The following is a 13,973-nucleotide window of genomic DNA, read 5'->3' on the forward strand; positions in this document are numbered from 1 at the left end:
GCATGACGAACGGGCGTATTCTTTTTGAATCCCATCACAAACCCCGCACTCCCCTTTTCCCTTTTCTCCGGCGACGGCTAAATTAGAACTCATCCGACCACATAACAATTATTTTACATACTGGACAATTTTATGAGCTACCCGTCGCTGTTCGCCTCGCTGGATTTAGGTTTTACCACGTTAAAAAACCGCGTGTTGATGGGTTCAATGCACACCGGGCTGGAGGAATACCCGGACGGTGCTGAACGGCTGGCAGCGTTTTATGCCGAACGCGCCCGTCATGGCGTGGCGTTGATTGTCAGCGGCGGCATTGCACCAGATTTAACAGGCGTTGGCATGGAAGGCGGCGCAATGCTCAATGACGCCAGCCAGATCCCACACCATCGCACCATTACCGAAGCCGTACATCAGGAAGGCGGCAAAATCGCCCTGCAAATTTTGCATACCGGGCGCTACAGCTACCAACCGCATCTGGTCGCCCCCTCCGCATTGCAGGCCCCCATCAACCGTTTCGTGCCCCATGAGTTAAGCCATGAAGAGATCCTGCAACTGATCGACAATTTCGCCCGCTGCGCGCAACTGGCACGGGAGGCAGGATACGACGGTGTAGAGGTGATGGGTTCCGAAGGGTATTTGATCAACGAATTTCTGACGCTGCGCACCAATCAGCGTAGTGACCAGTGGGGCGGCGATTACCACAACCGGATGCGGTTTGCGGTTGAAGTGGTGAGTGCGGTACGCGAACGCGTTGGCAACGACTTCATTATTATCTACCGTTTGTCGATGCTCGATCTGGTCGAAGACGGCGGGACTTTTGCCGAAACGGTAGAGCTGGCGCAGGCCATTGAAGCGGCGGGCGCGACCATTATCAACACCGGCATTGGCTGGCATGAAGCGCGGATTCCGACCATCGCCACGCCCGTGCCGCGCGGCGCATTTAGCTGGGTCACACGCAAACTGAAAGGCCACGTTTCGCTGCCGCTGGTGACCACCAACCGGATTAACGATCCGCAGGTTGCCGACGATATTCTCGCGCGCGGTGATGCCGATATGGTATCGATGGCGCGACCGTTTCTTGCTGATGCGGAGCTGCTGTCAAAAGCGCAATCAGGGCGAGCCGATGAGATCAACACCTGCATTGGCTGCAATCAAGCCTGCCTCGATCAGATCTTCGTTGGCAAAGTCACCTCGTGCCTGGTGAATCCTCGCGCCTGCCACGAAACCAAAATGCCGATCCTTCCCGCCGTGCAGAAAAAAAATCTGGCGGTGGTCGGCGCAGGTCCGGCGGGGCTGGCGTTTGCCATCAATGCGGCGGCGCGTGGTCATCAGGTAACGTTGTTTGATGCACATAGCGAGATCGGCGGGCAGTTTAATATCGCCAAACAGATCCCCGGCAAAGAGGAATTTTACGAAACATTGCGCTACTACCGCCGGATGATCGAAGTGACTGGCGTGACACTGAAACTTAATCACACCGTGACCGCAGATCAGTTAAAGGCGTTCGATGAAACGATCCTCGCCAGTGGGATCGTACCGCGCATTCCGCCCATCGACGGGATCGATCATCCGAAGGTGTTGAGTTATCTCGACGTACTGCGCGACAAAGCGCCGGTAGGCAACAAAGTTGCCATCATCGGTTGTGGCGGGATTGGTTTTGATACGGCGATGTATTTAAGTCAGCCGGGCGAATCCACCAGCCAGAATATCGCCGGGTTCTGTAATGAATGGGGGATCGACAGCAGCCTGCAACAGGCTGGTGGCTTAAGCCCGCAGGGAATGCAGATCCCGCGTAGCCCACGGCAGATTGTGATGCTCCAGCGCAAAGCCAGCAAACCGGGACAGGGGTTAGGCAAAACCACCGGCTGGATCCATAGCACCACCCTGCTCTCGCGCGGTGTGAAAATGATCCCAGGCGTAAGTTATCAGAAGATTGACGATGACGGGCTGCATGTGGTGATCAACGGCGAAACGCAGGTATTAGCAGTGGACAATGTGGTGATCTGCGCAGGGCAAGAGCCAAACCGCGCATTGGCGCAACCGCTGATTGATAGCGGGAAAACTGTGCATTTAATTGGCGGCTGCGATGTAGCTATGGAGCTGGACGCACGACGGGCAATTGCCCAGGGAACACGGCTGGCGCTGGAGATTTAAATTGTGCATTGAAGTGCCGGATGCGACGCTTGCCGCGTCTTATCCGACCTGGGGGTAATGTGCTGAACGTATGCCAGATAAGGCGTTTACGCCTTATCTGGCAGGTAGCTGCCAATCTTACCGACGACGCCCCAGCTTCACTGCTTTCAGCACCACAAATTTATTATTCGTGGCGATGGTGGTGCAGTTGCCGAAAATTTTCTTCAGTTTGTGGAAGTAATCCAGGTGACGGTTGGCAACGATATACAGCTCGCCGTTGATTTTCAGACAGCGGCGGGCGTGGTGGAACATCTCCCAGGCGACGTTATCGGTCAGCGCATGTTGCTGATGAAACGGCGGGTTGCAGAGCACAGCATTAAAGCGGAAAGGCTCCACGCCGGAGAGCGCGTTGTTAATCATAAACTCGCAGCGATCCAACGCCTCTGGCATGTTGGTTTCAACGTTCAAACGGCTGGAAGCAACCGCCATCGGCGATTCATCGACAAACACCACTTTCGCCTGCGGGTTTTTATCAAGCAGCGTCAGACCAATAACGCCATTACCACAACCGAGATCGACAATCTCACCTTCGAGATTCTCTGGCAGATGCTGCATAAAGAAGCGCGCGCCAATATCCAGCCCGGTGCGGGAGAAGACATTCGCATGGTTGTGGATAGTCCAGTCAGTACCTTCCAGCTTCCAGCTAACGGTCTGCGGTGCATCAACCAGCGGCGGCTCGTTGAAAGTGCAGTTAATCAGGCGCGCTTTCTTCCATGCCAGTGTGGTGGTGGTCGGACCGAGCACTTTTTCGAACAGTTCCAGCGTGGAGGTGTGAATGTCACGGGCTTTAGCACCGGCAATAATACGTGTATCCGGCGTGACCACTTTGCGCAGCGCACGCAGTTGTTGTTCCAGCAACGCCAGTGTTTTCGGTACTTTGATCAGTACCACGCCCGGCTGTTGCGGGTAGTCGGCGGTGCTGTCGAGAAACTTCACGCTCGATTCATCAATCCCGTTGAGGCGTAAATTCTCGCGCGTGGCCAGTTCACTGATGTATGAGTCGCCAATGCTGTACGGCTTATGTTCCGCCAGCGCACAACTTAACGCACCAAAGGCATCATTCAGGATCAACACCGGGCCGCGGATTTCTGTGTCGTCCAACTGTTGCAGCAAATATTCATCCGCCGCTTCCCACGCCTGTAGCGGGTTAACGTCATCCGTCGCCGGAAAACGTTGTAGTGTCAGTGAACGGAAACCGTTGTCTAAGTGGCTCATCGGCCCTCCTGAATGATAAAATTTCGACGTTGCCCCTGAAAAGGGTGCGTGAGTATACCCTTTTTCTCTTTTTCGTGGGCGGTTATGAGCAATCTTACTTATCTTCAGGGTTATCCCGAGCAGCTACTTTCCCAGGTGCGAACGCTGATTAACGAACAGCGTCTGGGCGATGTGCTGGCAAAACGCTATCCGGGAACACACGACTACGCCACCGATAAAGCCCTCTGGCAATATACTCAGGATCTTAAAAATCAGTTTCTGCGCAATGCCCCGCCGATCAATAAAGTGATGTATGACAACAAGATCCATGTGCTGAAAAATGCGCTCGGGTTACATACCGCTGTTTCGCGTGTGCAGGGCGGCAAGCTGAAAGCAAAGGCGGAGATCCGCGTCGCTACCGTGTTTCGCAACGCGCCGGAACCGTTTTTGCGCATGATCGTGGTGCACGAGTTGGCGCACCTGAAGGAGAAAGAGCATAACAAAGCGTTCTATCAATTGTGCTGCCATATGGAGCCGCAGTACCACCAGCTTGAGTTCGACACCCGGCTGTGGCTAACGCAGTTGTCGCTTGGGCAGGACAAAATCTGAAAATGATGTCAGGCGTTATTTTTTCTTCCTATAGCGCCTAAAATCGACCTCCCCCCTTTCGTTAAGGATAACGACCATGCAGCCCCGCCTTCTTCTCCGTATTTGTTTTTCTCGCCGGACTCTTAAGATTGGCTGTTTATTGTTGCTTATAGCAGGAGCGACCATTTTTATTGCCGATCGCGTTATGGTAAACGCCAGCCAACAACTGACCTGGAGCGATGTCAACGCCGTTCCGGCGCGGAACGTGGGTTTATTGCTGGGAGCCAGGCCGGGTAATCGCTACTTTACCCGACGTATTGATAGCGCCGCAGAGTTGTACCACGCCGGAAAAGTGAAATGGCTATTGGTGAGCGGCGATAATGGACGTAAAAATTACGATGAAGCGTCAGGAATGCAGCAAGCCTTGATCGCTAAAGGCGTACCGGCAAAAGTGATCTTCTGCGACTATGCCGGATTCTCAACGCTTGATTCGGTGGTGCGTGCCAACAAGGTGTTTAGTGAAAACCATATCACCATTATCTCGCAAGAATTTCATAACCAACGCGCCATCTGGCTGGCAAAACAGTATGGTATCGATGCTATCGGTTTTAACGCGCCAGACCTGAATATGAAACACGGTTTATATACTCAACTGCGGGAAAAACTTGCCAGAGTCAGCGCGGTGATTGATGCGAAAATCCTCCATCGCCAGCCGAAATATCTCGGGCCGTTGGTTATGATTGGGCCGTTTAGTGAGCATGGCTGTCCGGCAAAAGAATAATGCGTATCTGCGCACGTCGAAGATAAAAAAGGCGTGCTACAGTGACGAGAGAATCCCTTTATGGAGTATCCACGCGTTATGATACGTTTCGCTGTGATTGGTACGAACTGGATCACTCGCCAGTTCGTCGAGGCCGCCCATGAGAGCGGTAAATACAAGTTAACCGCCGTTTATTCCCGCAGTCTTGAACAGGCCCAGCACTTCGCCAATGATTTTTCTGTCGAGCATCTGTTTACGTCGCTGGAAGCGATGGCAGAAAGCGATGCCATTGACGCGGTGTATATTGCCAGCCCGAATTCCCTGCACTTTTCCCAGACACAACTTTTCCTTAGTCACAAAATTCATGTGATTTGCGAGAAGCCACTGGCGTCGAATCTGGCGGAAGTGGATGCCGCCATTGCCTGTGCGCGGGAAAATCAGGTGGTGCTGTTTGAGGCATTTAAAACCGCCAGCCTGCCGAACTTTCATCTGTTGCGCCAGGCGCTGCCGAAAGTCGGCAAACTGCGTAAAGTCTTTTTCAACTATTGCCAGTATTCCTCGCGGTATCAACGTTACCTGGATGGTGAGAATCCCAACACCTTTAATCCGGCATTCTCTAACGGTTCAATTATGGATATCGGCTTTTACTGCCTGGCGTCGGCGGTGGCATTATTCGGTGAACCGAAAAGCGTGCAGGCAACCGCCAGTTTGCTGGCAAGCGGTGTGGATGCCCACGGCGTGGTGGTGATGGATTACGGTGATTTCAGCGTTACGTTGCAGCACTCAAAAGTGAGCGATTCTGTCCTGGCAAGCGAGATTCAGGGCGAAGCGGGATCGCTGGTGATTGAAAAACTGTCTGAATGCCAGAAAGTTTGCTTTGTTCCGCGTGGCAGCCAGATGCAGGATCTCACCCAACCGCAGCATATTAATACCATGCTCTACGAAGCAGAGCTGTTCGCTACCCTGGTGGATGAGCATCTGGTGGATCATCCAGGGCTGGCGGTCAGTCGCATCACCGCCAAACTGCTGACCGAGATCCGCCGCCAGACTAGGGTGATTTTTCCGGCAGATAGCGTAAAACTATAAATTGCCAAAGTAAAACAGTGTAAAAGGTATGTAACAGACCATTGACTGACTGAATGGTCTGTCATACTTTGTTACCTGCAAAGGGGAGTAACTTCATTGCCGGTCGATCGTCATTACGATGTGTGAAAAACCACATCCGGTCACCGGGCAACCCGAAAGGAATACGCAGACGTATTCCTTTTTTGTTGTAAGTGAGACCTTGCCGGAAGGCGAGGTCTATGCATAAAAAGCAGCGGCTGACGTCTTCCGACGTTGGCCGTTTTTTTATGTGTAAGGAACTTCTATGAATACTGTCGGCACGCCGTTGCTATGGGGCGGATTCGCTGTTGTTGTCACCATTATGCTGGCTATCGACCTGTTGTTGCAGGGGCGTCGTGGGGCACATGCCATGACCATGAAACAGGCTGCGGCCTGGTCGCTGGTCTGGGTGACGCTGTCGTTACTGTTTAACGCCGCTTTCTGGTGGTATCTGGTGCAAACCGAAGGTCGCGCCGTTGCCGATCCACAGGCACTGGCCTTCCTCACCGGTTATCTGATTGAGAAATCGCTGGCGGTCGATAACGTCTTTGTCTGGCTGATGTTGTTCAGCTATTTCTCTGTTCCGGCGGCATTACAACGTCGCGTGCTGGTGTATGGCGTGCTCGGGGCGATTGTTCTGCGTACCATCATGATCTTCACTGGTAGCTGGCTGATTTCACAGTTCGACTGGATCTTGTATATCTTCGGTGCCTTCCTGCTGTTTACCGGCGTGAAGATGGCGCTCGCCCATGAAGATGAATCAGGCATTGGCGACAAGCCGCTGGTGCGCTGGCTACGCGGTCATTTACGCATGACCGACACCATCGACAACGAGCATTTCTTTGTGCGTAAGAATGGTTTGTTGTATGCCACGCCGCTGATGCTGGTGCTGATTCTGGTGGAGTTGAGCGACGTGATTTTCGCCGTGGATAGTATTCCGGCTATCTTCGCCGTGACCACCGATCCGTTTATTGTGCTGACCTCAAACCTGTTTGCGATCCTCGGCCTGCGTGCGATGTATTTCCTGCTGGCAGGTGTGGCAGAGCGTTTCTCGATGCTCAAATATGGTCTGGCGGTGATTCTGGTGTTTATCGGTATCAAGATGCTGATTGTCGACTTCTACCATATTCCGATCGCCGTCTCGCTGGGCGTGGTGTTTGGCATTCTGGTGATGACGTTTATTATCAACGCCTGGGTGAATTATCGGCATGATAAGCAGCGGGTTGGATGATTTTTAATCTGCCCACGCCGTGTACCCTGTCATCAACATGAGCACCGTTTTCTCCCTCTCCCCAAAAGGGGCGAGGGGACTGACCGAGTACTTTTTTGACGTTGTCATCAGTCTGGAAGCTGCACGTTGGGCTTTATTTTTATGTCAAACAAATGTAACCATTAAGTTGCAAAATATGACCTCTCTTTAAAATCCAGCATTTTTCGCTTCCCGAAGCTGTAACTTTCCTTATACTCGACCTTGCAAACACTTTGTTACATCCTGAAAGATGCGTCGACAGAACGCACCAGGGATGTGCGACAACACAATGAAAGGATCGAAAAATGACTACGCAACGTTCACCGGGGCTATTCCGGCGTCTGGCTCATGGCAGCCTGGTAAAACAAATCCTGGTCGGCCTTGTTCTGGGGATTCTTCTGGCATGGATCTCAAAACCCGCGGCGGAAGCTGTTGGTCTGTTAGGTACTTTGTTCGTCGGCGCACTGAAAGCCGTTGCCCCCATCCTGGTGTTGATGCTGGTAATGGCATCTATTGCTAACCACCAGCACGGGCAGAAAACCAATATCCGCCCTATTTTGTTCCTCTATCTGCTGGGCACCTTCTCTGCTGCTCTGGCCGCAGTAATCTTCAGTTTTGCCTTCCCTTCTACCCTGCACTTGTCCAGTAGCGCGGGTGATATTTCGCCGCCGTCAGGCATTGTAGAAGTAATGCGCGGGCTGGTAATGAGCATGGTTTCCAACCCCATTGACGCGCTGCTGAAAGGTAACTATATCGGGATCCTGGTGTGGGCAATTGGCCTCGGTTTCGCACTGCGTCACGGTAACGAGACCACCAAAAACCTGGTCAACGATATGTCGAATGCCGTCACCTTTATGGTGAAACTGGTCATTCGCTTCGCACCGATCGGTATTTTTGGTCTGGTTTCTTCTACCCTGGCAACCACCGGTTTCTCCACACTGTGGGGCTACGCGCAACTGCTGGTCGTGCTGGTTGGCTGTATGCTGCTGGTGGCGCTGGTGGTTAACCCCTTGCTGGTGTGGTGGAAGATTCGTCGTAACCCGTTCCCGCTGGTGCTGCTGTGCCTGCGCGAAAGCGGCGTGTATGCCTTCTTCACCCGCAGCTCTGCAGCGAACATTCCGGTGAATATGGCGCTGTGTGAAAAGCTGAATCTGGATCGCGATACCTATTCCGTTTCTATTCCGCTGGGAGCCACCATCAATATGGCGGGCGCAGCAATCACCATTACCGTGTTGACGCTGGCTGCGGTTAATACGCTGGGTATTCCGGTGGATCTGCCCACAGCGCTGCTGTTAAGCGTAGTGGCTTCTCTGTGTGCCTGTGGCGCATCCGGCGTGGCGGGGGGGTCTCTGCTGCTGATCCCACTGGCCTGTAATATGTTCGGTATTTCGAACGATATCGCCATGCAGGTGGTTGCCGTCGGCTTTATCATCGGCGTATTGCAGGACTCTTGCGAAACCGCGCTGAACTCTTCAACTGACGTGCTGTTCACTGCGGCAGCTTGCCAGGCGGAAGACGATCGTCTGGCAAATAGCGCCCTGCGTAACTAATACTTAGCCCCTTTCGTCTACGGCGGAAGGGGTTTTCTCCACTTTAAACGGATCAATTCCCCTTTTCTGCATCCGCCAGAAACGAATGATATTCAGGCCATTCATGAGCAGAAAACTCCCCTCAATCATCGTGCCGCCTATCGACCCCGCCCAGAAGTTGTGAATCACCCAGCAACACGTTGAAAACCACATTACGCAGCGCATGGTCAGCCCTTTACAGCGGAACAGCGCCCAGGTACTGACAATCGTGCCGATTACCGGCAGTAGTTCGACAGGATGATGGAACTTCGCGAGGCCAATTCCGCCAGTCAGCACAATAAAAATCGCCATTACCCATAAGCTGCGCGTGCGTAAGGTAATCAATGTACGAATGGCATTAAGGATGGCACTGGCACCGGCAGGATAGGTGCCCAGAAGAAAAAAATGTACGCCAATAACGGCGCTATAGACCGAAAGCTGCTTTTTGAAGCGACGTTCGTCACGATTGAAAAATGTTGTGATACCAATCAGAAAGGCGATGACACCCACGCCCTGGGCCAGCCAATACGCGGTCATGATAAATCCTTAGCAGGTATGGAAAAGCAAACGGCGCTTCACATTATGAAACGCCGTTTTTTATTAACAACTCATTTCGACTTTATAGCGTTACGCCGCTTTTAAAGATCGCCAGTTCACGGAAGTCGTTACGCTCGTTGCAGGTTTGCTTACCGTTGGCAAACTCAACGATGGTATCGATAAATTCTTCCAGCAACTGCGGCATCGCTTTACCGTGGATCAGCTGACCCGCGTCAAAGTCGATCCAGTGTTTTTTCTTCGCCGCCAGTTCACTGTTGGTGGCGATTTTCACCGTCGGCACAAATCCACCATACGGCGTACCACGACCAGTACTGAACAGCACCATATGGCAGCCCGCACCCGCCAGGGCGCTGGTCGCTACGGCATCGTTACCCGGCGCACTTAACAAGTTCAGCCCCGGCGTTTTCAGACGCTCGCCGTAACGCAGCACGTCAACCACGACACTGGAACCCGCTTTCTGGGTACAGCCAAGTGATTTGTCTTCCAGCGTGGTGATACCGCCCGCTTTGTTCCCCGGTGATGGGTTTTCGTAGATCGGCTGGTCATGGGCAATAAAGTACTGTTTGAAGTCGTTGACCATGGTGACCAGTTTTTCAAACGTTGCTTCGTCGCGGCAATGGTCCATCAGCAACTGCTCTGCGCCAAACATCTCCGGCACTTCGGTCAGTACGGTAGTACCACCGTTAGCAATCACGTAGTCAGAGAAACGCCCCAGCATCGGGTTAGCAGTAATACCAGAAAGACCGTCAGAACCACCGCACTCCAGACCAAACTTCAGTTCGCTGAGTTTGCCTGGCTCGCGTTTATCGTTGCGCATCACGTTATACAGCTGATGCAAATGCGCGATCCCGGCCTCGATTTCATCATCCTGCTGTTGGCAGATCATGAAATGAACGCGTTCAGGATCGATATCGCCCAACGTTTCACGGAATGCGGCAACCTGGTTGTTTTCACAGCCCAGACCAATCACCAGCACTGCGCCCGCGTTCGGGTGGCGCACCATGTTTTGCAGCATGGTGCGAGTATTGATGTGATCGTCGCCCAGTTGTGAGCAGCCGTAGGTGTGGCTGAAGAGGAACACGCCGTCGGTACCTTCAGCGTTGTTGGTCTCTTTCAGGAAACGGTTCTGGATCTGCCGCGCGATGCCGTTAACACAACCCACGGTTGGCAGGATCCACAGCTCATTACGCACCCCGACATCGCCGTTCGCGCGACGATAGATCTGCACTTCACGATCTGCCGCTTGCGCAGGCAGATCCTGAAAATCAGGTTGATAGCGATACTGATCCAGATCGCTCAGATTCGTGCGCGTATTGTGGGCGTGAACGTGTTCCCCCGCAGCAATATCCGCCAATGCATAACCAATCGGCAGGCCATATTTAATGACGTTGGCCCCTTTTGCGATATCCGTTAACGCAAATTTATGTCCACGAGCAACATCCTGGCGCAGCGTAACAGTCTGGTTATCGACACTGACTTCTGTGCCTTCAGCCAAATCCGCTAAAGCAACCGCGACGTTATCCAGCGCATGGATCTTGATGTATTGCATATCAACCCCAGACCTTAGTTCAGTTCAATGGCGAAGTAGTCACGCGCATTGTTAAAGCAAATATTTTTCACCATCTCGCCCAGCAGGTTGATGTCCGCCGGTGCTTCGCCTGCTTCCACCCAGCGACCGATCATCTGGCACAGAATGCGGCGGAAGTATTCGTGACGGGTGTATGACAGGAAGCTACGGCTGTCAGTCAGCATACCGACAAAGCGGCTCAGCAGACCGAGCTGCGCCAGTTGGGTCATCTGACGTTCCATACCGTCTTTCTGGTCGTTAAACCACCAGCCGGAACCGAACTGCATTTTGCCCGGCATACCTTCGCCCTGGAAGTTACCGATCATGGTGCCCAGCACTTCGTTATCGCGCGGGTTCAGGCAGTAGAGAATGGTTTTCGGCAGCAGGTTTTCTTCGTTCTGCTTGCTCAGCAGCTTAGACAGCTCTTCCGCCATCGGACGGTCGTTGATGGAGTCAAAGCCGACATCCGGCCCCAGCAGTTTAAACTGACGCAGGTTGTTATTACGCAGTGCGCCAATATGGTACTGCTGTACCCAGCCGCGACGTGCGTATTCAGCGCCGAGGAACACCAGCACCGCAGTTTTGAACTGTGCCACTTCGTGCTCGCTCAGGGTTTCGCCTGCCAGACGGCGCGCGAGGATGCTGTCCAGTTCCGCTTCGTTCGCTTCAGCAAACATCACTACATCCAGCGCGTGGTCAGACACTTTACAGCCGTGAGCGGCGAAGTGATCCAGACGTTTAGTCAGGGCTGTTTGCAGGTCAGCAAAGCGGCGAATGTCGGTATCGGAAACTTCGCCCAGCTTCGCCATGTAGTCGTTAAAGGTCGCCTGTTCAATGTTAAAGGCTTTGTCCGGACGCCAGCTCGGCAGCACTTTAATGGTGAAAGAGCCATCTTTGGCGATCTCTGCGTGATGCTCCAGAGAATCGATCGGGTCATCGGTGGTGCCGACCATTTTCACGTTCATCTGCTGCATGATGCCGCGTGCAGAGAAATTATCCTGCGCCAGCAATTCGTTACATTCGTTCCAGATTTCATCGGCAGTTGACGGAGAAAGCAATTTGCCAGTGATACCAAACGGACGACGCAGTTCGAGGTGCGTCCAGTGGTATAACGGGTTGCCGATAGTATGCGGAACAGTCGCCGCCCAGGCGTCAAATTTTTCACGGTCAGACGCATCACCGGTGCACAGACGCTCGGCCACACCGTTGGTACGCATAGCGCGCCATTTGTAGTGATCGCCCTTCAACCAGATGTCATACAGGTTTTTAAAACGATAGTCTTCCGCAATCTGCTGCGGCGGCAAATGGCAATGGTAATCGAAAATCGGCTGGTCTTTTGCGTAGTCGTGATACAGACGGCGGGCAAATTCGGTATCTAACAGGAAATCTTCAGTCATAAACGGAGTCATTTTCGTCTTCCTCTCAACGAGTGAGCTAGCTTGCTTATGGTGCGATGCTGACAAAGTTATCACACCAATTTCCAGAGTCCGAAGATATTTTCGTGAGTTAGATCAATAAACGTAGTTAAAAAAATTACTCTCAAAGTGGTAAATCTCGCTGCAGGCCGCGCCAGTACTGGCCTCGTGGTCGTCAGGTAATGTCCCTACAAATATTCGCACATTTGTGATGGCTCTCACCTTTTAAAGTTGTATGACAAGTTATCTTTCTGCCGTCGCAAATCATAAGTCGACGGAATGCAAATTGCCGATTCATTCATTTGTTAGATGAATCGGGTTAACCGGTACGGAAGCCGAATTAGCACGAAACTTTCATGGCAACGTTCGGGGCGTGCCGGTTTTTTTTCGGTTACCCGGTCGTAACTAACATCTTCAGCCTCTGGCGGGATGATGGCCGCGCTTCCTGCGGATATAACAAAACGATGAGGTTTTACATGCGTAAAATTAAAGGGTTACGTTGGTATATGATCGCACTGGTGACGCTCGGCACCGTGCTTGGTTACCTGACGCGTAACACTGTGGCGGCAGCTGCGCCAACTCTGATGGAAGAGTTAAACATCTCCACCCAACAGTATTCCTATATCATCGCAGCGTATTCTGCTGCTTATACGGTCATGCAACCGGTAGCGGGTTATGTACTGGATGTGCTGGGTACGAAAATCGGTTATGCAATGTTTGCTGTACTGTGGGCCGTGTTCTGTGGTGCAACCGCGCTGGCAGGTAGTTGGGGTGGCCTGGCGGTTGCTCGTGGTGCGGTCGGTGCCGCGGAAGCCGCGATGATTCCGGCGGGTCTGAAAGCCAGCTCCGAATGGTTCCCGGCGAAAGAGCGTTCCATCGCGGTAGGTTACTTTAACGTAGGTTCTTCGATTGGTGCGATGATTGCGCCGCCGCTGGTGGTATGGGCAATCGTGATGCACAGCTGGCAGATGGCATTTATCATCTCCGGTGCGTTGAGCTTTATCTGGGCGATGGCATGGCTGATTTTCTACAAGCATCCGCGCGACCAGAAACATCTGACCGATGAAGAACGCGACTACATTATTAATGGTCAGGAAGCCCAGCACCAGGTTGACACAGCGAAGAAAATGTCCGTTGGTCAGATCCTGCGCAACCGTCAGTTCTGGGGTATCGCGCTGCCGCGCTTCCTGGCAGAACCGGCATGGGGTACTTTTAACGCGTGGATCCCGCTGTTCATGTTTAAAGTTTACGGCTTTAACCTGAAAGAGATCGCGATGTTTGCCTGGATGCCGATGCTGTTTGCTGACCTCGGTTGTATCCTCGGTGGTTACCTGCCGCCGCTGTTCCAGCGTTGGTTTGGTGTGAACCTGATCGTTTCCCGTAAGATGGTCGTAACGCTGGGTGCTGTGCTGATGATTGGCCCGGGTATGATCGGTCTGTTCACCAACCCGTATGTCGCGATTATGCTGCTGTGTATCGGTGGTTTTGCTCACCAGGCACTGTCTGGCGCACTGATTACGCTCTCTTCTGACGTGTTCGGTCGTAACGAAGTGGCGACGGCGAACGGTTTAACCGGGATGTCCGCATGGCTGGCAAGTACGCTCTTTGCTCTGGTGGTTGGTGCACTGGCTGACACCATCGGCTTTAGCCCGCTGTTCGCAGTACTTGCGGTATTCGACCTACTGGGGGCACTGGTTATCTGGACGGTATTGCAGAACAAACCGGCGATTGAGGTGGCGCAGGAATCACATAACGATCCCGCACCGCAACATTAAGAATT

The 13,973-nt window shown here is 52.9% G+C and carries 11 protein-coding genes; 7 read left to right on the plus strand and 4 right to left on the minus strand.

Annotated elements, in window-relative coordinates; genetic code table 11:
• The first annotated feature begins 132 nt into the window (after positions 1-132).
• On the plus strand, positions 133-2,151 hold the full coding sequence (gene fadH / locus ACJHWR_RS03185; protein ID WP_000121541.1) for an NADPH-dependent 2,4-dienoyl-CoA reductase: 2,019 nt from the start codon (positions 133-135) through the stop codon (positions 2,149-2,151).
• Between the two features lie 117 nt (positions 2,152-2,268).
• Here the strand turns inward: fadH and rlmG are convergent, their stop codons facing one another.
• Positions 2,269-3,405 carry a 23S rRNA (guanine(1835)-N(2))-methyltransferase RlmG gene (gene rlmG, locus ACJHWR_RS03190; protein ID WP_000018673.1) on the minus strand — a complete coding sequence of 379 codons (1,137 nt, stop codon included), beginning with the start codon at positions 3,403-3,405 and terminating at the stop codon, positions 2,269-2,271.
• Positions 3,406-3,489: 84 nt separating this feature from the next.
• On the opposite strand from rlmG, the gene ACJHWR_RS03195 reads away from it, so the two are divergent.
• From ACJHWR_RS03195 to sstT, 5 genes are all read left to right on the plus strand, one after another.
• Positions 3,490-3,993: a M48 family metallopeptidase gene (locus ACJHWR_RS03195; RefSeq protein WP_001295542.1), complete on the plus strand. Its 504-nt coding sequence runs from the start codon at positions 3,490-3,492 to the stop codon at positions 3,991-3,993.
• A 76-nt stretch (positions 3,994-4,069) separates the two neighbouring features.
• The gene (locus ACJHWR_RS03200; protein ID WP_001183052.1) at positions 4,070-4,753 is read left to right on the plus strand and encodes a vancomycin high temperature exclusion protein; all 684 of its coding nucleotides are present in this window, start codon (positions 4,070-4,072) and stop codon (positions 4,751-4,753) included.
• Positions 4,754-4,831: 78 nt separating this feature from the next.
• Positions 4,832-5,818 (plus strand): Gfo/Idh/MocA family protein, encoded by a 987-nt coding sequence (locus ACJHWR_RS03205; protein ID WP_012311834.1) that lies wholly within the window; start codon positions 4,832-4,834, stop codon positions 5,816-5,818.
• 283 nt (positions 5,819-6,101) lie between these two features.
• Positions 6,102-7,067 carry a TerC family membrane protein Alx gene (alx, locus tag ACJHWR_RS03210; protein ID WP_001098827.1) on the plus strand — a complete coding sequence of 322 codons (966 nt, stop codon included), beginning with the start codon at positions 6,102-6,104 and terminating at the stop codon, positions 7,065-7,067.
• A gap of 323 nt (positions 7,068-7,390) precedes the next feature.
• Positions 7,391-8,635 carry a serine/threonine transporter SstT gene (gene sstT / locus ACJHWR_RS03215; protein ID WP_000211642.1) on the plus strand — a complete coding sequence of 415 codons (1,245 nt, stop codon included), beginning with the start codon at positions 7,391-7,393 and terminating at the stop codon, positions 8,633-8,635.
• 3 nt (positions 8,636-8,638) lie between these two features.
• On the opposite strand, the gene ACJHWR_RS03220 is transcribed toward sstT, so the two are convergent.
• From ACJHWR_RS03220 to uxaC, 3 genes are all read right to left on the minus strand, one after another.
• Positions 8,639-9,190, minus strand: coding sequence for a YgjV family protein (locus ACJHWR_RS03220; RefSeq protein WP_000128138.1), 552 nt, complete (start codon positions 9,188-9,190; stop codon positions 8,639-8,641).
• An 82-nt stretch (positions 9,191-9,272) separates the two neighbouring features.
• Positions 9,273-10,760, minus strand: a complete 1,488-nt coding sequence (gene uxaA, locus ACJHWR_RS03225; RefSeq protein WP_001199369.1) for an altronate dehydratase — start codon at positions 10,758-10,760, stop codon at positions 9,273-9,275.
• Positions 10,761-10,774: 14 nt separating this feature from the next.
• Complete coding sequence (gene uxaC / locus ACJHWR_RS03230) at positions 10,775-12,187, minus strand: glucuronate isomerase (protein WP_000187442.1); 1,413 nt, start codon at positions 12,185-12,187, stop codon at positions 10,775-10,777.
• Positions 12,188-12,669: 482 nt separating this feature from the next.
• Between uxaC and exuT the strand changes: the two genes are divergently transcribed.
• A complete protein-coding gene (exuT, locus tag ACJHWR_RS03235) occupies positions 12,670-13,968 on the plus strand; it encodes a hexuronate transporter ExuT (RefSeq protein WP_001298326.1) in 1,299 nt (432 codons plus the stop codon).
• Positions 13,969-13,973 lie beyond the last annotated feature (5 nt).

It is taken from the genome of Escherichia sp. WS568 (assembly GCF_046486085.1).
GTDB lineage: Bacteria > Pseudomonadota > Gammaproteobacteria > Enterobacterales > Enterobacteriaceae > Escherichia > Escherichia coli.

Coding starts and splice junctions, on each gene's coding strand:
- ACJHWR_RS03220 (WP_000128138.1), bottom strand. CDS start 9,190: ATGACCGCGTATTGGCTGGCCCAGGGCGTGGGTGTCATCGCCTTTCTG.
- ACJHWR_RS03200 (WP_001183052.1), top strand. CDS start 4,070: ATGCAGCCCCGCCTTCTTCTCCGTATTTGTTTTTCTCGCCGGACTCTT.
- uxaC (WP_000187442.1), bottom strand. CDS start 12,187: ATGACTCCGTTTATGACTGAAGATTTCCTGTTAGATACCGAATTTGCC.
- fadH (WP_000121541.1), top strand. CDS start 133: ATGAGCTACCCGTCGCTGTTCGCCTCGCTGGATTTAGGTTTTACCACG.
- alx (WP_001098827.1), top strand. CDS start 6,102: ATGAATACTGTCGGCACGCCGTTGCTATGGGGCGGATTCGCTGTTGTT.
- sstT (WP_000211642.1), top strand. CDS start 7,391: ATGACTACGCAACGTTCACCGGGGCTATTCCGGCGTCTGGCTCATGGC.
- ACJHWR_RS03195 (WP_001295542.1), top strand. CDS start 3,490: ATGAGCAATCTTACTTATCTTCAGGGTTATCCCGAGCAGCTACTTTCC.
- uxaA (WP_001199369.1), bottom strand. CDS start 10,760: ATGCAATACATCAAGATCCATGCGCTGGATAACGTCGCGGTTGCTTTA.
- ACJHWR_RS03205 (WP_012311834.1), top strand. CDS start 4,832: ATGATACGTTTCGCTGTGATTGGTACGAACTGGATCACTCGCCAGTTC.
- exuT (WP_001298326.1), top strand. CDS start 12,670: ATGCGTAAAATTAAAGGGTTACGTTGGTATATGATCGCACTGGTGACG.
- rlmG (WP_000018673.1), bottom strand. CDS start 3,405: ATGAGCCACTTAGACAACGGTTTCCGTTCACTGACACTACAACGTTTT.